This is a genomic window from Roseiconus lacunae, assembly GCF_008312935.1.
Classification (GTDB): Bacteria; Planctomycetota; Planctomycetia; order Pirellulales; family Pirellulaceae; genus Stieleria; species Stieleria lacunae.
Map to the genome: position 1 here is coordinate 39744 of NZ_VSZO01000006.1, position 23094 is coordinate 62837.

A 23094-nucleotide genomic window follows, 5' to 3' on the forward strand; every position below is an offset into this window, starting at 1 on the left:
TCTCCATAGCTGTTCTTCCATAGCTGTTCATTGTCCAGCCGCAACAAACTCACCGACCGACCGCTCGACGAAGACCTACCTGATTGGGGTGTGCTGGTACTTGAGAGCCACCACTCTCCGCAATTCACGATGGACTGGCGAGAACACGATTTCCTGAAGTTGGTATTCGTCCTCCGCGGTCGCGGTGTCATAGAATTCCCGGATCGTGTGACCCATTTCCGAAATGGCGAATTAGTTCTCGTTCCGCCCAAAACGCCGAATCGGATTGCCGATGCCCCCGATGCGGCGAGCAGCTTATACATCTGCTGCATCTCCGCGAAATTGATGAGTTTCGATGCGGGTATTGCCAACCTAATCAAACCCGGACTGGTGCCGACAAGCGGGTACGATGCCGGCCGAGTGGCAACCCAGCTGAGGCGAATGCGACACTTACAACACAGCCAACAGCGGTCTAAGAAGATCGGCATGGTTGCCGCTGCTTCACGCTTGATCGAATGGGTCGTCGATGCCGTTGAAGCCCAGCAAACCAAACCAAACATCCACGCAAGTGATGACCGAGAAGCGATGCAAGACTATGTCCGACGGCTGGCAATGGAATTCTATGAAGCGACGACAATTGACGACACCGCAAAATCATTGGGCATGTCGCGTCGCACCTTCACTCGCTTGTTTCAAGAAATCACCGGTCAGACTTGGCTAACGTACGTTCGAAAGATTGCCGTCAATCACGCCAAGCACCAACTTGCCCAAACCGGTTTGTCGATCGCATCGATCGCGTTCGAATGCGGCTTCAATGACCTTTCGACGTTCTATCGACAATTTAAATCTCAGACCGGCGTATCGCCAAAAGCATATCGAAAGCAAGTGAACTCATCGCCAAGCTGATCGTCAGTAGAGGTTTTGGGTTATGATCATCGGCGTCCCAGCTCTATTTTTAAGCCTCGAGACACGACGATGAAGCAACCTTCAAACTTTCGATGGGCCGTGGCAAACGCGGCCCTTTTGCTTGCCCTTATGCTTGAACCCGGCCATGCCGCGGCGCAGGAAACCGGTGCCAACGGTCAACTCGACTTTGCACACGAACTAACCGTCGCCAAATCGGGCTTTGATGGAACGATGTGTTGGGTCCACGCCCGCGCCGGGATTGTTCCGGGCAACGTGATGCGTCCCGAAGCTGAAGAGCCGAAAGTCGTGATGACCGCACAAAAATTGCTTCTTTCGGGCTCGGACGTCTTCTATCGATTGCATCAAACGACAAGTCGCGACGGGGGGCAAACGTGGTCAGACTGGGTACCGATTGACAGCTTCGCAAGAGAGACCCACACCGGACCTGATGATCCACTTCCAACGGGAGCTGATCTTGGTCTGAAGTTGTTGCAACCTGGCGACGAAACAACCGTTTGCGATTTTTCACCTCAGTGGCATGCAGCCAGCCAGCGGCTTTTAGGCATCGGACAAACGGTTTGGTACCGAAACAACCGAGTCATGCACGTCCGTCCGCGCGGGATCGCATACGCAGTCTTCGATCATAGAAGGAATCGTTGGCAACGTTGGAAGACGGTGCGGTTGCCCGACGAACCGCGATTCGTCAGCGCGGGCTCGGGGAGTCAACAACGCGTCGATCTGGTGGGAGGTGACGTCCTCATCCCGTTCTATTTCAAACGCCCCGAGGACAAACAATTCTCCTCCGCAGTGTGCCGCTGTCGATTTGACGGCGAAACGCTGCATTTTGTTGACGTTGGAAACGCGCTAACACTTCCCATCAAACGTGGCCTGTACGAACCATCGATCACTCATTTCAAAGATCGGTTCTATTTAACACTTCGCAACGACGATGGAGCGTATGTGAGCGTCAGTGACGATGGGCTTCAATACAGCGAACCTCGCCACTGGAAGTTCGACGATGGAACGAAGTTGCTCAATTACAATACGCAGCAGCATTGGGTTACGCACAGCGACGGTTTGTATCTTGTCTACACCCGCCGCGGCGCTGATAACGATCACGTGTTTCGCCATCGTGCGCCACTATTCATCGCCCGCGTTGATCCAAAATCGTTGACCCTGTTGAAAGGCACCGAACAAATCATCGTTCCTCAGCGCGGAGCAAGGCTAGGAAATTTTGGCGTCGTCGATGTCTCGGCGGATGAGACCTGGGTGACCGCCGCCGAATGGATGCAGCCGTTAGGCGTCGAAAAGCACGGCAGTGACAACAGCATCTTCATTGCAAAGCTGCATTGGAACCGACCCAACAAACAATTCGGTCAGTCAACGCCGACGCCCCTAGCTCGTTATGCTGAGCCGCCGGCTGCGCTGCGAGATCAAACCGGCAATTACCGATCGGTGCTAGCCCTCAACGATGGCGGAACAGTCGAGACGGCCGACGGGTGGTTGAAGCGGAGGGAATTATTGCGTCGGCAGTGGCACTCGCTGCTTGGCCAATGGCCACCGCTTATCACCACACAGGACATCGACATCCTGGCGACCGAGAAGCTAGAGAACTGCACTCAATCACGAATTCGCTTCCGATGGACGCCGACGGAAACAACGACTGGCTATCTACTCGTCCCCAATTCGCCAGGGCCGCATCCCGCCGTCGTGACGGTCTTCTACGAACCAGAAACAGCGATCGGTCAGGGGAAGCCGAATCGAGACTTTGCCTTACAGTTAGCCCGCCGAGGGTTCGTCACACTTTCGATTGGAACGACTGACGCAAGTCTGGCGAAGACCTATTCGATCTATCATCCGTCGATCGAGAATGCCAGCGTTCAACCACTTTCAATGCTCGCTTACGCTGCGGCGAACGCTTGGCATGTACTAGCCAACCGTCCAGACGTCGATGAAAAGCGGATCGGCATCGTCGGCCATTCCTTTGGCGGGAAGTGGGCGATGTTTGCATCCTGTTTGTTCGATCGGTTTGCCTGCGCGGCATGGTCGGACCCAGGGATCGTTTTCGATCAACGTCCCAGCGTTAACTACTGGGAACCTTGGTACCTGGGCTATCATCCCAAGCCATGGAGAGATCGGGGTGTGCCGACCGCGGAAAATCCGGCTCGCGGGCTTTATCCGCAACTCTTAGATCAGGGCCGTGACCTGCATGAACTCCATGCACTAATGGCACCGCGCCCGTTCCTTGTCTCCGGTGGCAGCGAAGACCCGATCACGCGTTGGCAGGCACTCAACCGCACTCGCGAGGTCTACCGTTTGCTGGGAGCGACAGGGCGCGTGATGATGACCAACCGCCCCGACCATTCACCCAACGATGATTCCAACGAGGTAATTTATAGGTTCTTCGAAAACTATTTGAAGCAGACGCAAACGCCTTAGTCAACAAAGGCACGGCAAACCGCGTCGTGCACCGCCGCCCTTCTCCGCCGGGCGGGGACGGGGGCGGGGGGCGGAGAAGCATTCGGCCTGATTAGCGAAGGGCCCATCGGAATCGCCTTTGGGCAAACCTCCAATCAGTGCGAAAAAGCTCCCAAGTCAGTCACTGACTTGCGCGATGCGATCCGCTATGACAAACATTTCGCAATTTGACGTACCGCTTGACGCAAACGATGTTCGTTTTCGACGAGCGACATTCGCAAAAATCCTTCGCCAGCCGATCCGAATCCACTTCCAGGGCTGACCGCGACGTTACCTTCTTCGAGCAACTTCATTGCAAAGTCCATCGTGCTCATCTTGCTTCGCCAAGGTTCGGGGACCTGTGCCCAGACAAACATACCGGCCTTAGGGGTTTCCATTTCCCAGCCAAGACGGCGTAGTCCACTGACAAGCACATCGCGGCGGCTTTGATAGATTTCCGATTGTTTCTCGACGGTCGCCTCGGTCTCGCGCAGGGCCACGATAGCAGCAATCTGGATTGCCTGGAACATTCCGTAGTCGTAGTAGCCTTTAATCGTGCCGAGCCCACGGACCATGTCGGGGTTGCCAGCGCAAAAGCCGACGCGCCACCCGGCCATGTTGTAACCTTTACTCATGGTCGTAAATTCGACGCCCACATCTTTAGCGCCCGGCGCGGCAAGGAAGCTCGGCGGAACATAGCCGTCAAACGCCACGTCTGCGTAAGCAAAGTCATGAATGACCAGGAAGCCGTACTTTTTGGCGAGCCGAACGACCTCAACAAAGAATTCCGGTTCGATGACCGCGGAACTTGGGTTGTGCGGGTAGTTGACGATCAACACCTTCGGAATCGGTGTCAGATTCTCGCAGGTGTAGGCGACGTTTCGCAAAAACGTTTCCGAATCGGAAACATCAAGAGCGACAACGTTTCCTGACGCCAAAATCACGCCGTACATGTGCACCGGGAAAAACGGCGAGGGAATCATCGCCGTGTCGCCAGGCCCCATCAAAGCCAAGCACATGTGCGAGAAGCCTTCTTTACTTCCCAAACAAGCGATAATCTCCGACTCGGGATCGAGCCGAACGCCGTACTTGCGGTGATACTTACCCGCCAACTCGCGACGCAAATTCGCGATTCCGTTGGATTTACTGTAACCATGGTTCCCAGGATCCGACGCGGCATCCTGAAGCTTCTGAATGACAATCGGATCCGGAGGATCGGACGGATTCCCCATCCCCAAATCGATCACGTCATCACCGGCGCGCCGTTTTTGGTACAGCAGATTGTTGATCCGTCCGAACATGTAGGGCGGCAATCGCCCTACGCGAGACGCAAGCTTGACTTCAAATGGCGGTTGCACCGGGTCGGTCGTTGGCGCACCGATGGCGGGCGCGTCAATGTTGGGCGAATCGTCCCCAGAGGCGGTTGCCGCGGCGTGATCGGCAGGGTTTCCGGCCGCCGCATGGCTGACCGCTTCCGCACTCGCCGCGTTTGCCGAGTCGGCCTTGGCAGATGGATTGACTGTTGGGTCGCCGCTTGATTGTTCGTCCAGGCTTGCTTCGCTCATCGTGACCGATCCACGGATGTGTCGTCCGGTTAACTGTTAATACAACTGCCTGCCTCAATCGAACACACGTTCGTTCTTGCAGACACAACTCCATTGTCGAAAACTTTCGGCGGAAAGCCCAGGGGTATTTGAACGTTGCGTCAAAGATCGACACAAAAGCACCGCTAACGCCGACTTCGCCGCATCCCGGCGACGACCAACCAAGCCCCGTCACACCGCCGACTCTCGTTTTTCCAATAACGACAGCGCATGGGTCTCGCCCCACTGCTTGAGCGCGGCCAGGATCGGTCGCAGTGATTCGCCTTCAGCGGTCAACTCATACTCCACCCGAGGCGGGACCTCAGCGTAGACGATGCGGGTCACCAACCCGCTCGCTTCCAGTTCCCGCAGCTGCTTCGTCAACATCCGCTGCGTCACGCAGCCGATCTTTCGCTTCAGTTCGCTAAACCGCAGCTTTCCGTCGAGCAAGTAGTACAGAACGATGCCTTTCCATTTACCGCCGATTAACTCCAATGTCGCTTCGACCGGACAGGCTGGCCGAACGTAATCGCGGTGCCGAGATCGCCCAACAGTATCCATTTTGTGCCTACCTACCAAGATTGTGCGTACTTGTCGCTGAGAACGCTACCTCTACTATCGTGACAGACGCGGTTGAACGCAACTGCGAACTCAGTCATCGAGATGGAGAAATCCCCATGAAAGCCGTTGCCCTGACTCGTTACCTACCGATCGAAGATCCACTGTCGCTTTTTGATATCGAGATGGACCGCCCCGAACCGGTGGGGCATGATTTGTTAGTCGCCGTCAATGCCATCGCGGTCAACCCGGTGGACTACAAAGTGCGAGCGTCTAAAGACAAAATCGAGGAAAGTCCAAAGGTTCTCGGTTGGGACGCGGCGGGAGTCGTCGAGGCGGTCGGCCCGGAAGTCACGCTTTTCAAGCCGGGCGACGAAGTGTTCTATGCCGGTGATATCACCCGGCAGGGCACCAACTCTCAGTTTCACTTGGTCGAGGAAGCGATCGTCGGGCGGAAGCCTCAGTCGCTCGATTTTGCCCAAGCGGCCGCGTTCCCACTGACATCCATCACGGCTTACGAGGCATTTTTCGATCGACTAGGAATCGACGTCGATGGCAGAAATGCGAAGGAAACACTGTTGATCATCGGCGGTGCCGGCGGGGTCGGGTCGATCGGAATCCAGTTGGCAAAGCTGGCCGGGCTGACGGTGATTGCGACAGCTTCGCGGCCGGAATCGATTCAGTGGGTACGCGATTTGGGTGCGGACCATGTGATCAACCACCGCGAGCCGCTGCGTCCCCAGATCGAGTCTTTGGGACTGAGCCACGTTGACCACATCGCATTGTTTAACGACACCGACGGACACTGGGATGCGACCGCAGACCTGATCCGCCCCCAGGGCAAAGTCGTTTCGATCGTCGAAAACGAGCGACCGCTCAGCCAGAGCGTCATGAAATCCAAGTCTGCTTCGTTGACCTGGGAATTTATGTTTACGCGATCGATGTTCCAAACACCCGACCGAATCGAGCAACACCACTTGCTCAATCGCATAGCAGACTGGATCGATGCGGGGAAGATTAAGACGACGGCGAACAACGTGGTCCGTCCGATCAACGCCGAAAACCTTCGTGCGGCCCACAAGCAACTTGAAGCAGGTCGCAGCGTCGGCAAGATCGTCCTCGAGGGCTGGCACTAAATTAAGTGCACATCCGCCCGGGACACCCCAAGATCAGCCTCTTCAGGGGCCGTCAGCCCGAATCTTTGCCAACAGCATTTCCACGCCTTGTGACAACGCTGTTCCCTGTCGTTCAAGGTCTTCGGACGCTTCACGTAGTTTATCGGTGGCGGCATCAGTTTGAGTTGCCGCTCCCGAGACGCCGGAGATGTTTTCTTTCACCGATTCGGTACACTTCATCGCTTCGGTCACGTTGTTTTGAATCTCATCGGTAGCGACCTTCTGATCGCGAATCAGATGACTGACCGCTTCGCTTGTCTTGCTGAGCTGCTCGATCGCTTCCCCGAAACGGCCGATCGATTGAACGGCATTATCGGCGTTCGATTGAACACGCGAGATTTCTTCTTTGACTTGCTGAGTTGCGATTTTGGTTCGTTCGGCCAATTTGCGAACCTCCGCAGCGACCACGGCAAAACCAGCCCCGGCGCTGCCCGAACGCGCCGCTTCGATTGCCGCGTTGAACGAAAGCAAGTGCGTTTGGCGGGCCACTTCCTCAATCGTTTCAACCACGTTATCGATACTCGCCGATGACTGCCCGAGTGCCTTCATGACCTCCATCGCATTGGTGACTTCGACAACAACACGTTCGACACGTGATGCAGTCTCTTCCATTTTCCCATCAATTTCGGTGATCGAATTCTGCATTTGTTCTGCAGAATCGCTGACTTCGCGGACATTCTTGACGGAGTAATTGGCGGTTTCGAGTGCGTTTTTCGAGCGGCTTGACGTCTGCTTGGCTGTCGAGGACAGTTCGGTCGACACCGCGTGCAACTCGTGAGTGGCGTCGAGAAGTGAATCGGTAATTCCCTTGACCGTTTCTTCGAAGGAGTCGGCCATTGATAGGCGATCGCTCTTCGCGCGCTCGATCGCGTCTGATTTTTCCTTCATCTGTTCCGATGCGGTATTGATCAGTTCAGCGGCATGCCGAAATGTCCCATTCATCCCGCCTAGCAGCACGCGACGAAAGTACTTTCCGTCGGCAGCGTAACCAAGTGCGGCCTTCGCTTCTCGAATGAACGACTCGGTGTAATCAAGCAGCGAATTGATTCCATGATGAACGGCCGCGAGTTCCTCGTCGCCATCGGTCAAACTGTCAAACCCTTGGATCCGAACCTCCAGATTGCCACGAGAAGCTTCTCGGCAAACATGAGCGACCTCATCGAAAAACAGATGCCGCCGTGCGTCGCTTTTTGCAGCCGATTGGTCTGGGACGTTTGGGGACTGCGGAGGTGCCGCTTGAAGGGCGGTAATCTGCTGTTGTGTCGTTTCCATTACCGTTGTGGCCAGAGGTCTAAAGGGAGAAAACGAATTCGTCGTATTGCATGCCGGCGTCGCGAAGGACCTGCCGCATCAAGTCGGTTGATGCCTGCATGCCTTCGCGCCAATCGGGATAGCTCGCTTCGCATTCAATCAATTGCTTGTACAGCGGAATGACTTTTGCAACCTTTTCTGGATCCGGTTTTCGACGACTTGAGTGATAGCTGATGATGTTGCCGGAATTGTCAAAACTTGGCGTGACATGGGCGAGCACCCAGTAGTGGTCACCGTTTTTGCAAAGGTTGACAACATACGCAAAGATTTCTTGTCCTTCCGCGATCACGTCCCACAACAGTTTGAAGACACATCGCGGCATGTCCGGATGGCGAATGATATTGTGTGGACGCCCGAGCAATTCCGCTTCCGTGAACCCGGAGATTCGAGTGAAGACGTGATTGGCATAAGTGATGACGCCCTTCAAATCCGTCTTGCTAACAATGATCTCTGACTCGGCAAACGTTCGCTCATGTCCGGTGGGCGTGATGGATGTTTGAATCAATGAAGTTGCGGTCACCTCGAAAGATTACGAATCAGATACACCAACGTGCGGTAACGCACATTGATACTCTCAGCCACTCGCGTTGAAGAACAGTCAAGCTGAAAAACAGTCGATCACGCGGTGAGAGTGTCTCCTGAGAGCATCCGATAAGCTTAGCAATCCAGGGCCTACTTTCATTGGCTTGTCCGGTTTACCCCGTACGGTTGACAACGGGACTTGACGGTTACTCGTTTCGTTCTGGTTGCGCTTACAGAACCTTCACCGAACTCCGTTCCACGGAAACATGGTCGTCGATTGGCGTAGCTGGTAGATTCATTTCATCCTACTGCTTGTTTCCCTCGACACTTGATTGCCCGCCATGAACTGCCTCCCTAAGTTGCTCAACCATCGACGCATGTATGCACCGATAGTACGAACTCTCGCGCTCCTTTTGATCGCGATTCCAATGCTCGCAGGTGAATCGCCCGAATGTGACGCACACGAGTCTGCCGATCATCACGTGGCACCTCCCAGGCCTGCAGACTTCTATCGTCCTACATCGATTCCAGATCGTGTCGTATTGACATGGACGGGAAATCCCGCCAACTCCCAAGCGGTGACTTGGCGCACGTCGACGGCGGTTCGTCAGAGCATTGCCGAGATCGCGATCGCATCGGGAAACCCAAAGTTCACTGAAGACGCAAAGCAAGTGCGCGGAGAACGACAAGACTTGGAAACCGATCTTGGGAAAGCACGGTACCACACCGTTAACTTCAACAACTTAAAGCCTGAGACGAAATACGCCTACCGCGTCGGTGATGGATCGAATTGGAGTGAGTGGTTTCACTTCCGGACCGCGAGCGATTTGCCGAAGCCGTTCTCGTTTATCTATTTCGGTGACGCTCAGAACAATTTGCGTTCTATGTGGTCACGAGTGATTCGCGAAGCTCATTCGGACGCGCCCAAGGCTTCGTTCTTTTTACATGCCGGTGACTTGGTCAATCGAGCGGAGTCGGACGCAGAGTGGGGCGAGTGGTTTTATGCCGGCGGTTTTTTGAACGGGATGATTCCCAGCATCCCCGTCCCCGGTAATCACGAACAAGCGAAGCAGGAGGACGGACGCCGAAGCTTGTCGCACCACTGGCGACCGACGTTTGCGCTGCCAACTCACGGTCCGGCAGGTTTGGAAGAAACGTGCTACACCCTGGTCTATCAAGGCGTTCGCATCATCGGACTCAATAGCAACACGAAGCTGGATGAACAAGCGGAGTGGCTAGAACGACAACTTCAATCAAACCAGTGCCGCTGGGTGGTTTGCACGTTTCATCATCCGGTGTTCTCAACGGGAAAAGGCCGCGACAACGATGAACTGCGGAAACGATGGAAGCCAATCCTAGATCGGTATCGCGTCGACTTAGTTTTGCAAGGACACGACCATACTTATGGGCGAACCGGACTCGGCACACCATCGGAATCCAACGTCCCCACAGGACTTAACAAACGTGAGCAGGAATACGGTACTGTCTACGTCGTCTCTGTGAGTGGACCAAAAATGTATCAACTCCAGCACCATGATTTCATGGTCCGCCAAAAAGCCAATACGCAACTCTACCAGATCATTACGGTCGACGATGATCAATTGCATTTCGAATCTCGAACTGCGGTCGGCGACGTTTTCGATTCGTTCACGTTGAAGAAAGTCCCAGGGCAAATCAACGAACTGGTTGAGACGACTTCACCGGCAAATGATTAATGGTTCCGTTTTTCGTCCATTCCGCCGCGTTTTCGGATCGCGTATCTTGCCTTCGGTTCGCTTCAAACCTCTCGTTGAACGCCAAAGCCAGCATGCAATCGGCTCGCCGGCATTGCACTCTGACGAATGCAGGCAATGCGGGATGAAATGCATCACCGACGCATGTTAGCGCTCAACTGATTCAATGCCAGCAATTAATTTGCGATCAATCTGGTGTTGTCTTCACGCATCATGTAAGAGGTAGGCGACGACGTGGGTGGACATTGGATCGATTCCGCCCACGGCCCCGCACCACCCTCGACCACCGGGCTCCGGCACGATGCCACCGATGCTCCAGTCTCGCCGTTACGCGATCGCGTTGCTCCTCGCGTTGCTGATTTGTCCAGCAACAATGCTCCATGCCCAGACGGCACGATTTCAAAGACCTCAAGGCTCGGAAAGCTGGATTCCCAACCCGGTTTCAAACGCGGGTGCGGTCAGCCATTCAATCGGATCACGTTTTCCCGCCCCGTCGGGGCCCTCGACCGAGCAGACGTCGCAATCCGAGGATAAGCGTTATGCAAATCCCTTTACCGGGACATTGCGACAATCGAGGCAGGATTCACCGGCGACGACAGTTTCTGCTCACTTCGACACTCGTACGGGTGTGCCTTCCAGAACCGCGAATGCGATCTCAACGCCGTTCGCGGCGGAGTATGCTCCCTTCAATGCGCCTGTTGTCACAGCCGCAGGTGTTCGGGTGGCGGGCCAATCAACCGACCAACCTGTCGTTCGTTTGGCTCGACCTCGAACATCAGATCGAGAGGAAAAGGGCAGCGGCGTTCGACTGGCCGCCTCAACTGAAATCCCGGTTCAATCAAAAGTCGTCTACACACGAGCGATGGTCGATTCGGCCCGACAGAGCGAATCGCATTTCCAGCGAATTGCTGCCGGCGGTCCGAACCTGGTCAGTACCGTGGCAACCGAAAACGCACGTTTTGCCAAGTTGTGGGCCGACCTGGCCGAAGAATGCATCGCGTTGGCCGAACGCGTCGAAACCGCGCAGGCGAAGCTTCGATCAACCCAGCAAGACTATGACGATGTGACGGCCAAGATTGAAAAGTATGGTTTGACGCCGACGATCGGTATCTTGCTCCGTCATAAAAAGGAACAGCTCGATCGCTGGCAAGCAAACGATTCTCAGACTGGGTGGGTTCACGCGTCGCTTCAAAAATCACGCGAAGCTCAACTCGACCTTGAGCTAGTGCCATTCGACGGAACCGAGGCAGCGATTCAAGCTTCCGAAGTACTCTCGCAAGCCGGTTTTGATCCGAACAAGCAAGAACAACAAACGTTGCGTTCGAACATCGAGCAGCTGTTGTCCGAACGCGCCGAGTGGTTGGCGGCACTGTGGGCAGGGCATCGTCATTATCAAGAACAATTGACGGAGATCGATGCGGTAACATCGGCCTCAAGTCAATTGACTCGGGATTACCGAAAGCTGATCAATCGACACGTCGTTTGGATCCGAAGTGGTGAAACAATCGGTTGGACATCGTTCGGGAAACTTCGCCCCGGTTTAGCTTCACTGATGGATTCTGATCGCGGCAGTGAGTTTGGTTTTTCGCTACAGCAAAAGCTGGGTGTGAACTTAGCCTCTGGCATCGTGATCGCATTGCTGACGGTTGGATTGCTGGTTCTACGCTGGTGGGCCAAATCGATTCTCGTGGGGATCGGTAGCAAAACGCGATTGCGTGAATCAACAAAATCGACTCGAAAGTTAGCGGGATGTGGACTGACAGTCTTGGTCGCGTGTTTACTGCCAGCGGTATTTCTAATGATCGCGCGTTGGCTCGGTAGCGGCTACGTGTCCGAATCGTTGCTCCAAGCATCGAGCGGGTTTTATGCGTGCAGCTTGATCGCGCTGATGGTCGAATTGCCTCGGCAACTGCTCCGCGACTATGGGATCGTCGACAAACATCTGGGAATCGATCTGCCAAGGCGCCAGCGGGCCTGCCAGTATCTGATGGTGGTCGGAACGGGATTAGTGCTCAGCGCTTACGTCGTGACCGTGACCGGATTGATCGACCAAGGAATGTGGCGAGAGTCGGTATCGCGAATCGGATTAATTATCACTCTATTGCTGGTCGCCTGGACGTTCCACCGAGCCCTGCATCCGACGAAAGGAATCTTGGAACCAATCGTTGCGAAGTACGGCGGTTCGATGATTCATCGCATCCGCGTGGTGTTGTATTTGTTTGCTATCGGTTCGCCGCTGGCGATCGCTTTTCTATCGGCGATCGGTTACGGGTTTACCGCCCAGGAATTGATCCTGCGTTTTGCGGTTACGTTCTCGCTTGCCTTGATCTGCGCCACGCTATGGCCGGCGGTGAAAATTTTGGCCGCTCACGTATGGCGAGTGCTGACCGGAGGGCAAAGTCCACAGCGCAAATTTGACGAATATGGCGAAATTGAACCGACCCACGAAATCGACTTGTCAGGTGGTTTGTATCTTGACCTGAAACATCAGATCGCCTTCCTGTGCCAGTGTGGATTGGTTGTCGCCGGGATGTTGTTTCTCGGCTACCTTTGGATTGATGTTTTTCCTAATCTGCGCACCGGCAACCCAGTTGTGTGGACGGTTCAGGAAACAGTCACCAAGCCGATTGTCAACGCCAATGGTCAAACCGTGATGCAGGCGAGCGTCGAAGAGATACCAGTGACGCTGGTGCATGTGTTCTTCGCTGCCGTCACGCTGTTTGTCGCGTTTCAAGTCGCGAAGTTGTTGCCCGCTTTGTTCGATGCGTTGGTGCTACAGCGAGTTTCGTTTGACGAGGGCATGGAACACTTTTCGCTGGTCCTCGGTCGATGCATACTGTTCGGCGTTGGATGTTTAATCGCGCTGAATTGGCTTGGCGTTCGTTGGCAAACCGTTCAGTGGCTTGCCGTCGGCCTTACCATCGGACTCGGTTTTGGCCTGCAAGACATGGTCCGAAACGTCTTTGGCGGCTTGGTGGTACTGTTTGAAAAACCCGCTTCCCTCGGCGACTTGATCACCATCGGGCGAATTACCGGACGTGTTGCGAAGCAGCACTTACGGACCACCGTCCTGACCGATGATGACGGGCGTGAAAACATCATTCCGAATAAAAAGTTCGTCACCGACGACGTGGTTAATTGGATGGGAGCTGGCCGGTTGACCGTGATCCCAATCGAAGTTGCCGTGACCAAGGATGAGCGCCCAGCGGATATCTGTCGCACGCTGCAGGAATTTGCCGCCGAACAGGAGAACGTTCTTGTCGCCCCGGCACCGCAGGCCACGCTCGTGTGTATCTCCAAGCATTCCCAGCGGATAGAAATACGCGTTTGGATCGAAGACGGTAAGTTGGCCGTCGCGTTCAGAAATGACCTGCTTAAACGGTTCCGAAAGTATCTTGGTGACCTCAGCATGCTCGTCAAAGAACAGCCCGAACAGCCAGTGATCCGGGATTTGGCGAAGGATCAAGACCTGTTTACGAAGCCATCGCGGCGGTCCGCCTAAGTAAATCTCCACCGGCAAACGGTAGGCTACGGCCGCCGCCACAACTCGACCGGCAAACTTGGCAAAATACGGCGCCCAAACCTGCTACGATATCTGCCTACCCTGTAAACCGTCGCCGTGTCTGGAACACACGGACGTTCGCGTTTCAGGTTCGCAACTCGCTTCAAATTGGAAACCATGCCGAGTGCCCCAGACGAATTTCTGTTAGACATCCGCGCGCTCGTTAATGCTGGAAAAAAAATCGAAGCGGTCAAACGGGTACGTCAGCGCGAACGTTGTTCGTTGCGGCAGGCCCTGCAAATCGTCGATTCGATTGAGTGCGGCGAGTCGGTTCATCTAAACGAAACGCCTGATACGCTTGATGAACACCACATGGATGCGATCTTAGATGCAATCGATCGTGGCAACAAACTGGAAGCAGTGAAGCTGTACCGCGATGCATCTGGGAACAACCTACGCGAGTGCAAAGAGTTTGTCGAGGGACTCATGAATCGATTGGGAACTCGTTCGGCAGTGACCTCCAAGAGCGGATGTGCCGGAAGTCTCTTGTTGGCCGCCATAGGTTTGATCGGAACAATCCATTGGTTGGCCAACAGCTTGGTCTAGTACTTCGTCAACCATCGATTTTAGGATTAGCCGCATGGCGTTGGCCACAGTTCGGTGCATTAACCAGGGTTAACGCCCTTCGACTGATGGATGCAACCGAAATTCAAATTGCGTAGAACATTGAAAGTGCTACCGCGAGGAGCCGAATCGTCATGACGAGTGCGTCGCTAACGACCGACGAGAATAAGGTTGAGATTTCATGCCAGAGTTGCGGATCACAATTGATCCTCGATGCGCATCAATTGTCGACCGTTTGCCCATATTGTGGTTCACCTTCGGTTATTAGCCGCCCACCACGTCAAGACATTCCCACGCCTGCGTTCGTCATTGGCTTTCAAATTGAGAAACAACGTGCCGCCGATCTTGCTCGCCAGTGGCTACGCCGAGGAAAATTATTTGCGCCGAAAGATTTCAAATCGGCGATCCCCAATTTGATTCAAGGAATCTATTTGCCCGTCTATTTGTACGGATCCACGGCCCAGACGCTCTATACCGCGAGTATCGGCGAAAACTACACCGAGACAGAAACTTACACAACGCGCGACGCAAACGGAAAAACGGTGACGCGAACACGGACGGTCGTCAAAACGGAGTATCGACATCTCGACGGCAAGCACGCTTGCTATGTGATGGATGTCATCGTGTCGGCTTCCAAGGGAGTCAGTAACTCGCAATTCCAAGCGATCGAACCGTATGATCTGCGGGCCATACGAAGATACGAACCCGCGATGATTGCAGGTTGGGCCGCCGAGGAACCTTCTCGAAGTCAGGCGAATTGCTTTGACCTCGCTCGCGAAGAAACACGGGCATCGATCCAGCGGCAACTCAATCAATTCATGCCGGGAGATTCGTTTCGTGGGCTCGATTTTCGAATCAACTTTACACGAGAGTTCATTGACCTGGCGCTGCTTCCCGTCTGGTGTTTCGCGGTTCGATATAGCGAAGACAAACCGCCGGTGCAAATCCTGGTCAATGGCCAGACCGGGCAAGTCGCCGGTAACGCTCCCGTATCGCTTGGCAAAGTTTCGATGGTCGTTTTGGCTGTCGTGGTCGGGATCGCTTTGCTGATTGGTTTGATGATATTGGCACAAGGGTAGCGCATGAACGCAGAAACAGTAAACTGCCAACAGTGCGAAAGTCCCCTCGAGAAAGGGGATCTCCGTTGCTCCGTTTGTGGCTTTGCGGCGCCGATGGCTGGCCATTCGTCAGTCCTGAAGGCGGTTCAGATACTGCGGTGTACCGGATGTGGCGCGGCACTGGCCTACGACGCCAAAAAACAAGCCCCCGCTTGTTCGTTTTGCAACAGCGTTGTCAAAGTGGAAACGATCACCGATCCGGTGGAACAGACGGAGGGCTATCTGCCGTTTACCGTCACTCAAGAAGAGGCCCGTGAAGCACTTCGTCGATGGTTGCATACGCTCGGATGGTTTCGACCGTCAGACCTCACCTCGGCCGCCCGCATCCGTGAGCTTAAACCGCTTTGGTGGGTCGCTTGGGTCTTCGACGCGGATGCACTGGTCAGTTGGGCGGCGGACTCCAACGCAGACAGCCGACGTTCTGACTGGGCCCCGCATTCTGGTCAGTGTAACGTCAACTTTCGCCAGATCCTGTCCTCGGCATCACGGGGGCTTTCGGCTGGCGAAGCCCAGCAAGTTGCCGTGGGCGTCGATCTGGCTCATGTACACCCCGATCCGATTGGTGCAGACGATGCGATTGTCGAACAATTTGATGCGCAGCGATCACAAGCGAGGCAACAAATTTCCAATGCCGTTTACGAACAAGCCAAACAGCACGTGTCGGTGAATGAAGTTCCAGGAACCAAGGTGCGGAACCTGAATGTATCGCTGGTTGTCACGGGGCTCTCGTCAAGACGACTTTCGCTGCCAGCCTACGTGATGGCTTACGAATACAAACAGCAGCTTTACCGCGTTGTAATTAATGGGCAAGACGTCCGCGCACTCGTTGGCAATGCACCTTACTCGATGTTCAAAATCATCGCGTCAGTGCTGTTGGTCGGTGTCGTTGCTTTGATCGTACTTGCGGCCCTCGCGGCAAGTTGATGTTTCATGAACACTTATCGACGGATACGCCCGGCAGAGCTTCCTGCCATAGCCTCTAAGATTTCCGAACGCTCGATCAAACTAAAGTCACCGGGAATCGTGTGCGCCAATTGACACGCGGCCACGGCAAATTCGATGGTATCGATCGCCGAAGAAAAACGATCGGATGCGAGCGAATCAATCAAAGCGGCCGCGAACGCGTCACCAGTTCCAATCCGATCGACGACGCTGGTGATGTTTGCAGTTCCGGACACTGCGGGATCTTGGTCGCGCGAATGCAGTTCCGCAGAAAAACGTTGCTCCCCGCCACTGCCGCTTCTTCGCGTCAACACGACATGCTGGACGTTTTCATATGCGTTTAAGATCTGCGTTGGCAACGCCGTTTTCTCATCCTGAGGAAACCCAAGTCGATTAACGAAATCGTCGACACCGCCGATCAGCACGTCAACTTCGCAGGCGAGCTTGGACATCCACCGAAACGCAAGTTCGGCCGGGGAGCATGACGGATCCCAACGCCAAAGCTTCGAGCGAAAATTCATGTCCATCGCGATCCGAATTCCGGAGCGTTTTGCCCGACCGATCGCTTCGCATGTCATTTCCGCCGCAAGTTTCGAAATCGCGGGGGTAATTCCCGTGATCACCAACCAATCCGCATTTGCGAATATAGCCTCCCAGTCGTAGCGGTCAGCAGAAGTCGTCGCGAACGCAGACCGATCACGATCGTAAATCACTTGCCCGGCACGAGCGCCAACAGCTTGTTCGACGAAATACAATCCGAGTCGAGAATCGTCGACGAAAACGGTCTGGCGGCTGTCAACATTCATCGCACGCAGTTCCGTCACACAAGCGTGCCCGATCGGATTATTGGGGAGCGCGGTAACAAACGCAGCCGAGTTTCCAAGCCGTGCAAGAAGTGCGGCAATCGATGCTTCCGCGCCCCCGAAGGTTACCGCCATGGTTCCTGGAACGGCCTGTTCAAAACGTGCGAAACCTTGGGTACAGAAACGCCCCATGATTTCACCGATGGTGACAAAACTCTTCACTTGGTTGGGCCTTCCTGGGCGGAAAGGGAGGATCGTCGATTGAACGCATCAAAGTTTCGGCTTCTTCTAAACCAATCCCCGACAACGTCAGCTCGACGGGTTGCGGGCGGCTTCGACTAGGCGTGCCATCGTCTTGGCTCGCTTACCGATCTCCACCCAACGATGTTGCTGGATCCATTGACGTGGTGCGATCCATGAGCCTCCGATACTGTGCACGCTGCTCGAACGAGCATAGTCGCTTACGTTATCAGAATTTATTCCACCAAGCGGAATGAATTGCAGATCGAGGTGTGCGTATGGCCCGGCGATCGCATGAAGATAGCTGATTCCCCCAGACGGTTCGGCGGGGAAAAATTTCAACAATTGGCAATTTAGCGAAACGGCAATTTCAATTTCCGAGGGTGTACACACCCCAGGGGCAAAGGGCAGTTGGAACTGCGATGCGGCTCGAAGCGTTTCTGGATTCAATCCCGGTGCGACGGCGAATTGAGCACCGGCACTTTTCGCTTCCCGAACCTGATCGATCGTGAGCACTGTCCCCGCACCAATGACAAGCTCGGCAAACTCGTCCGCAAGACGTTCGATCGCCCCAAGGGCCTGCGGTGTCCGCAGCGTCAGTTCGATGGCGTCGATTCCATTGGCGAGCAGCGTTTCCGCCAACGGAATCGCATCATCCGCAGAATCAACGACCAACACAGCGATCACGCCGGCTCGGCGAATTCGCGCGGAAAGGTCGGAGGGAAATCGATGGCAATGTCGATTTTCGATTTGCATGGCATTAGGACGGCAGTCGGTGGACGTGGTACTGATCGGGGGCGAGCGTACTAGCGGCGAGATCCAAAACGTGTTCATGGTGAGTGAACATCAGCACCTGCGTCTTTTCCGAGAGCGTTGAAAACAACCGTAGGCCGGCCGCGGCTCGTGCATCGTCAAGTTGAATTAAACAATCATCCACGATCACCGGAAACGTCCTGCCCGATGAGAGCTGATGCTCGATCGACGCAAGACGCATCGCCAGAAAGACCGAATCTCTCGTCCCGTCACTCATCATTTCGACGGGGACGGTCTTTTCTATCCCATCGGTGTCATGTTCAACACCGACCAGTGACCAACGATCCTTGTCGTCATATTCTGGACGCAATCCGGTGTAACGTTCCAACGTCAAGTCGGAAAAGGCACGACACGCGATGTTTAGGACCGGACTTTCGTTAGCACGTCGGTAATGGTCAATCGCCTGGCGCATGACTAAAGAGGCGATTCGCAGTCTCGCCCATTGCTCGGCATGCCGACTGATTCTTCCGAGAACCATCTGAAGTTCTTGATTCAAGCTAGCCGCGCGATCACTTCCATCGATCCGCTCACGATCTCGCTTGAGCCCACCGATGTGCTGTTCTATCTCCGTTCGCTGTTTCGATAGCTCGTCAAGTCGGCGAGACAAACGGTCGACGTTTTCTTCCAGTTCTGATGGATTCTGTGACTCAACTTCGGCTACGAAATCATCGAGATTTGTTTGACCGGCCAACATCACCAGTTGCTTTTGAATGCTTTCGAATTCGGTTTGAACACATCGCTTTTCTTGAGCAAGCTTTTCGACTTCAGGAAGATCCTCGACGGATGTGACGCCGGCCTCGTGGCAGAGTTCCGCGATCGCCGATTCGTCTTGGCGAAGCCCTTCGGTCACATGATCAAGCTTGGCTCGAATCTCGTCACCAACTTTCGTCAAACGTTGCCGTTCTCGATCGGATTCTTTGGCAGCCTGCAAACGTTGGTAGAGCGTTTGAGCCAAGTCCGATTCGTTCTGCGTTCCCGTGGTAGGTTGACCAACAATGGCTGCGATGGATTTGACGTGTTGGTGGAACGCGTCGTGATCACGTTGGATCGCCGCGATTCGGTTAACGGTAGCATCATGATCACGTTTCGCTTGGAACAGCTCCTGTATTCGTTTAATCCTAGCATTGACGACCGCTGGGGTGGCCAAAGAATCAGAGATGACGTTGGATGTCGCCGCACGCCATTGTTCCTCCCATTGCTGGCGGCGTTTGCGGCAAGATTCTAACTTTGCCTCTGCTCTAGGAACTTCGGCGGCGAGTTCGTCACGTTTGGATTGAATTCGATTGCGGCGTTCGGCGGTCGCCCAAAGCTCTTGACGCAACCCGTTGGCGGTGTCATGAAGCGTTTCGAGATCCAAATCGCCAGGTATTGGAGTTGCGGCGTCCAAGTTTCCGGCCATAACAGGCCGCATGGACCATGCCAACGTGACAGCGTTACCGAGTCGTGCTTTGACGCGTTTTAGTTTTTCCTCCGATTGCGACAACTGGGATTGGCATTGACTTAAACTCTCCGCTTTTTCGACCAAGCTATCGAGCCTTCCCAGCCATTGCCTCATTTCCTTCAGCGTTCCCGGTGCGACACCCTTGTCCTGCCAAAGTGATTCCCAGCGCGTCGTTAATGCGGAAGTCGCTGCGGTTGCCGTTTCTATCTCTCGCTCACAAAGCGCAATCTCCTCGTCGATCGCCGCAATCTCTATGCGTAGTGTTTCCGCTTGCAGCACCTTTTGTTGTTGTGACCGCAACGTGTCGACGACCTGGTCGGCCAACCGAATTTCGCGGCGGGTCTGCTGAGACATTTCGATCCGCGCTTCATCGGTGCTCGCCATACTCAAGCGGTCGACCGCTTGATCACGACGCTCACGCTGATCCGACAATTCTTGTTCGGTGGGTAAAACCTGCTTGGTCTGTAGACTCGCGAGTTGTTGTCGAAGTGATTGCTGTCGCTGTGACTTCGACGTCCGTTGATCATTCAAATGATCTAGTTCGCGTCGGGCTTCCGCAAAGGATTCTTCGAATTGATCGAGTTGTGCCGTGGTCGGCGGAACAAACGCGGTGGCTTCTTTGATTGATCGATCGCTAAAGCCCAACGCTTGCAACAACTGTTGGCACTCTCGCTCGGCATCAGAGAACGTCGACTGTTGTTGGTCCAGTTGGCTCAATAGATCACGTGGCTGGCCGATTTCAGTAAGCACCGCTTCTAATGCGTGAGGATCGCCAGACGTGGGACTGTTTTCAAGATCTTCATCGATCTCCCCTAGTTCACGCCGAATCGTGCGAAGGCGGTCACTGGCATCTTGTTCCTGTTGCCGGACGACTTCGTAATCACCGGCCAGCTCACCGATCCGAGCATGAACCGAATCGGAAAGTTGATGACGTTCAACGGCTTCTTCGATTACCTCGACGGATGCTCCCTCCGGCAAATCCACGTCTAACTCTGAAAGAACGCGGCAGACCACCCCGCGTTGATCGTCAAGTAATCGCTGCAAGCCGACACGCTCGGTATCGGCCACTTCGCGAGTGGCAATCGACTGAAACAACGAAACAACTTGGTCCGCATTTTCAAGAATTGCCGCGTCCGTTTTTAGTTTTTGCAGTCGGCCAAGATGACTCTCAAGCTCGGCACGCAGTTCTTCGACACGCGTTTGTTTCGCGGCGCGGTTTGCGTTGGCCTCCCGGCGCCGGGCTGCGAAATCGTCGTCGAGTGATGGGACTTGGTGCAACTGCTCAAGACGCTGCTGGGCGTGTCGCCACAACGGCACATACTTGAGCGCCTCTCGAAAAGACTGATTTCGACTCAGCTGCTGTCGTGATTCAGATTGCTCGCCGTTAAGTTGCTCCGCTTTGGCTTCACTTTGTTCGATACGGTCGCATACCGACCGATATTCGGCGGGCGGCGTTTGAAGGTCACGGATCTCGCTGCGTTTTTGCTCCAACTCGGAAAGTGCAGCGTTGATGGCCGCCTTCCGGGCACGAGCGGCGTAGAGATCGCGTTCCTCTGTTTCAAGTTGTGACAAAATCGAACGCAACTTTCCCACGCCGGCTCCGGCAGCAAACAAGATTTCTCCCAATTCGCCGCGGGACTCCAAAATCGCTTTTCCGCCTTCGACTAAATGTTCGTGAGAAAGTGCGAAGCGATGATGAAAGGTCTGCTCATCTATGCCACCGAGCGCTCGCGTTAATTCCTCCGGTGCCAGGGGGGTCGTGCCATCGGCTTTTAACTCGGTGTTCTTGCGTCCCTTGCGACGGATAAATTGCAATCGCTCATCGTCACCGACCCTCAGCGTTGCGCCGACACGAAGTTTTGCGTTGGGGTGCAAATAGTTGTCCGTCGTTTGATTCGGGATTCCGAACAGCAACGCGGTGATCGCTCGTAAGCAAGTTGACTTGCCGGATTCATTTGGACCATAGATCAAATGAAACTTTCGCGGCTCCGCAGCAAGCTCAAGAGCATGGTTGGTAAATCCGCCGAACGCCAATAGATCAAGTCGTTCAATTAACATCGTCTTGGTCCTCCGTTACTGGGCGTTTTGAATACGAGCGTGAACTTCGGCGGCCGCCCCTTCGATCAAGCTTTCGATCCATTGCGGATCTTCGGTCGGAAGCGCAGCGGTCATCGATTGCCCTCGGAGTTCCGGAGGCAACTTCCGTAGCAACGCATCGAGTTCCTTTGCGATCAGTTTCGACTGCTGAGGTGACTGACGCAGTTCTTGCAAGACTTCGTGAACACTTTCCATCGGACCATCAAGGTCTTGTGGCCTTCCCGATTGTGGCAATTGAGTCCGAACACGGAGGTCTTCGAGCCAGAGTTGATCTCGTGCCGCCATGACGCCGACCGCTTGCAGTTCACCACGCAGGGCATCTTGTTGGCGGATCAACTCGGACGAAAGCTTCGTTTGCCCGACAAGGCGAACGCGAGTGATCAATAGGCGGTCTTCGGCTTCGGCGATGGCTGACCGAATTTCGTCCTCGAACCGATCAAACAAGGCCTCACGATGATCGAGATCGGTGCAGTCGATCACACATTCGTGCCAACGCAACACGTCGCAACAGTGAAAGCTATGATCGCAGCGTTGGCGGTCATCGATCTCGATTACAACAAACCCTTTTGGCCCCGTTTCGTTGATGTGTCGTCCCTGGAGGTTGCCGGGAAAGACGATCGGTGCCCCTCCATCGAGCGCATGATCGGCGCGGGTATGAATGTGCCCGAGCGCCCAATACTGATATCCTTTGTCGGACAATTGCTGCGGGGTGCAGGGGGCATAGGTTGCATGCATCGAATTACCTTCCAGCCCGGTGTGCAGCATACCAAGATTGAACATCCCGCTGATCGGATCCGGGTAGGCGGCCGCCATATTCCCGGTCTCGGCACGTTTGGCAAATGACTGACCGTGAACGGCGATTCCTAAATCGTCCAGCACACGCGTTTCGGCGTGCTGTTCGGACAGGAAGATCGGACCGACATCGCCCTGCGACGGCAGGGGCAACGATGACGTCATTTGGTTCGCCGCGTCATGGTTGCCGCGAATGACGAGTAACGGAATCCCAGCCTCGGAAAGCCGGGTCGCCTGGGCGACGAAGGCCAAACCGGTGTTTTGATCCGTCCATTCGCCGTCATACAAATCGCCGGCAATCACAACCAAGTCGATATCATTTTCGATCGCATAAGTCGTCATCGCCTCCAGCGCCCGACGACTGGCACCGCGGATCTGTTCAACGGGCGCATTTTCATAACGATCAAGTTTCTGAAGCGGACTGTCCAAATGGATGTCTGCCGCATGAAGGATCTTGCGTGTCTTCAATTCGCTAGTTCGTCAGCTTGAGAGGTAGCG

The 23094-nt window shown here is 54.7% G+C and carries 16 protein-coding genes; 8 read left to right on the top strand and 8 right to left on the bottom strand.

All coding sequences use genetic code 11. The features are described 5' to 3' along the window. Window positions 1-30 precede the first annotated feature (30 nt). Together FYC48_RS10035 and FYC48_RS10040 are read left to right on the top strand one after the other, a co-directional pair. Window positions 31-885, top strand: a complete 855-nt coding sequence (locus FYC48_RS10035; protein ID WP_149496576.1) for an AraC family transcriptional regulator — start codon at window positions 31-33, stop codon at window positions 883-885. 129 nt (window positions 886-1014) lie between these two features. Then, entirely contained in the window at window positions 1015-3324 is a 2310-nt protein-coding gene (locus FYC48_RS10040) for a hypothetical protein (RefSeq protein ID WP_235034184.1), read from the top strand. Window positions 3325-3509: 185 nt separating this feature from the next. On the opposite strand, the gene FYC48_RS10045 is transcribed toward FYC48_RS10040, so the two are convergent. Continuing rightward, window positions 3510-4907, bottom strand: a complete 1398-nt coding sequence (locus FYC48_RS10045; RefSeq protein WP_149496578.1) for an aminotransferase class I/II-fold pyridoxal phosphate-dependent enzyme — start codon at window positions 4905-4907, stop codon at window positions 3510-3512. Between the two features lie 210 nt (window positions 4908-5117). Beyond that, complete coding sequence (locus FYC48_RS10050) at window positions 5118-5486, bottom strand: winged helix-turn-helix transcriptional regulator (RefSeq protein WP_149496579.1); 369 nt, start codon at window positions 5484-5486, stop codon at window positions 5118-5120. Between the two features lie 116 nt (window positions 5487-5602). On the opposite strand from FYC48_RS10050, the gene FYC48_RS10055 reads away from it, so the two are divergent. Continuing rightward, on the top strand, window positions 5603-6619 hold the full coding sequence (locus tag FYC48_RS10055) for a zinc-binding alcohol dehydrogenase family protein (RefSeq protein WP_149496580.1): 1017 nt from the start codon (window positions 5603-5605) through the stop codon (window positions 6617-6619). A gap of 42 nt (window positions 6620-6661) precedes the next feature. On the opposite strand, the gene FYC48_RS10060 is transcribed toward FYC48_RS10055, so the two are convergent. Both FYC48_RS10060 and FYC48_RS10065 read right to left on the bottom strand, forming a co-directional pair. Further along, a complete protein-coding gene (locus tag FYC48_RS10060; RefSeq protein ID WP_149496581.1) occupies window positions 6662-7930 on the bottom strand; it encodes a methyl-accepting chemotaxis protein in 1269 nt (422 codons plus the stop codon). 19 nt (window positions 7931-7949) lie between these two features. Then, complete coding sequence (locus FYC48_RS10065; RefSeq protein WP_200836580.1) at window positions 7950-8489, bottom strand: PAS domain-containing protein; 540 nt, start codon at window positions 8487-8489, stop codon at window positions 7950-7952. Between the two features lie 343 nt (window positions 8490-8832). On the opposite strand from FYC48_RS10065, the gene FYC48_RS10070 reads away from it, so the two are divergent. From FYC48_RS10070 to FYC48_RS10090, 5 genes are all read left to right on the top strand, one after another. Continuing rightward, on the top strand, window positions 8833-10206 hold the full coding sequence (locus tag FYC48_RS10070) for a purple acid phosphatase family protein (protein ID WP_235034185.1): 1374 nt from the start codon (window positions 8833-8835) through the stop codon (window positions 10204-10206). A 328-nt stretch (window positions 10207-10534) separates the two neighbouring features. Beyond that, entirely contained in the window at window positions 10535-13726 is a 3192-nt protein-coding gene (locus tag FYC48_RS10075) for a mechanosensitive ion channel domain-containing protein (RefSeq protein ID WP_235034186.1), read from the top strand. Window positions 13727-13903: 177 nt separating this feature from the next. After that, entirely contained in the window at window positions 13904-14332 is a 429-nt protein-coding gene (locus tag FYC48_RS10080; protein ID WP_149496583.1) for a hypothetical protein, read from the top strand. A gap of 152 nt (window positions 14333-14484) precedes the next feature. After that, complete coding sequence (locus tag FYC48_RS10085; protein ID WP_149496584.1) at window positions 14485-15429, top strand: hypothetical protein; 945 nt, start codon at window positions 14485-14487, stop codon at window positions 15427-15429. Window positions 15430-15522: 93 nt separating this feature from the next. Then, entirely contained in the window at window positions 15523-16392 is an 870-nt protein-coding gene (locus FYC48_RS10090; protein WP_235034187.1) for a hypothetical protein, read from the top strand. A 14-nt stretch (window positions 16393-16406) separates the two neighbouring features. On the opposite strand, the gene FYC48_RS10095 is transcribed toward FYC48_RS10090, so the two are convergent. From FYC48_RS10095 to FYC48_RS10110, 4 genes are all read right to left on the bottom strand, one after another. After that, complete coding sequence (locus tag FYC48_RS10095) at window positions 16407-17435, bottom strand: sugar kinase (RefSeq protein ID WP_149496586.1); 1029 nt, start codon at window positions 17433-17435, stop codon at window positions 16407-16409. Between the two features lie 87 nt (window positions 17436-17522). Next, the gene (gene eda / locus FYC48_RS10100) at window positions 17523-18209 is read right to left on the bottom strand and encodes a bifunctional 4-hydroxy-2-oxoglutarate aldolase/2-dehydro-3-deoxy-phosphogluconate aldolase (RefSeq protein WP_149496587.1); all 687 of its coding nucleotides are present in this window, start codon (window positions 18207-18209) and stop codon (window positions 17523-17525) included. 4 nt (window positions 18210-18213) lie between these two features. Next, entirely contained in the window at window positions 18214-21765 is a 3552-nt protein-coding gene (locus tag FYC48_RS10105) for a YhaN family protein (protein ID WP_149496588.1), read from the bottom strand. A 15-nt stretch (window positions 21766-21780) separates the two neighbouring features. Further along, window positions 21781-23064, bottom strand: a complete 1284-nt coding sequence (locus FYC48_RS10110; RefSeq protein WP_149496589.1) for a metallophosphoesterase family protein — start codon at window positions 23062-23064, stop codon at window positions 21781-21783. Window positions 23065-23094 lie beyond the last annotated feature (30 nt).

Coding starts and splice junctions, on each gene's coding strand:
- FYC48_RS10040 (WP_235034184.1), top strand. CDS start 1,015: ATGCTTGAACCCGGCCATGCCGCGGCGCAGGAAACCGGTGCCAACGGT.
- FYC48_RS10045 (WP_149496578.1), bottom strand. CDS start 4,907: ATGAGCGAAGCAAGCCTGGACGAACAATCAAGCGGCGACCCAACAGTC.
- FYC48_RS10050 (WP_149496579.1), bottom strand. CDS start 5,486: ATGGATACTGTTGGGCGATCTCGGCACCGCGATTACGTTCGGCCAGCC.
- FYC48_RS10055 (WP_149496580.1), top strand. CDS start 5,603: ATGAAAGCCGTTGCCCTGACTCGTTACCTACCGATCGAAGATCCACTG.
- FYC48_RS10060 (WP_149496581.1), bottom strand. CDS start 7,930: ATGGAAACGACACAACAGCAGATTACCGCCCTTCAAGCGGCACCTCCG.
- FYC48_RS10070 (WP_235034185.1), top strand. CDS start 8,833: ATGAACTGCCTCCCTAAGTTGCTCAACCATCGACGCATGTATGCACCG.
- FYC48_RS10075 (WP_235034186.1), top strand. CDS start 10,535: ATGCTCCAGTCTCGCCGTTACGCGATCGCGTTGCTCCTCGCGTTGCTG.
- FYC48_RS10080 (WP_149496583.1), top strand. CDS start 13,904: ATGCCGAGTGCCCCAGACGAATTTCTGTTAGACATCCGCGCGCTCGTT.
- FYC48_RS10085 (WP_149496584.1), top strand. CDS start 14,485: ATGACGAGTGCGTCGCTAACGACCGACGAGAATAAGGTTGAGATTTCA.
- FYC48_RS10090 (WP_235034187.1), top strand. CDS start 15,523: ATGGCTGGCCATTCGTCAGTCCTGAAGGCGGTTCAGATACTGCGGTGT.
- eda (WP_149496587.1), bottom strand. CDS start 18,209: ATGCAAATCGAAAATCGACATTGCCATCGATTTCCCTCCGACCTTTCC.
- FYC48_RS10105 (WP_149496588.1), bottom strand. CDS start 21,765: ATGTTAATTGAACGACTTGATCTATTGGCGTTCGGCGGATTTACCAAC.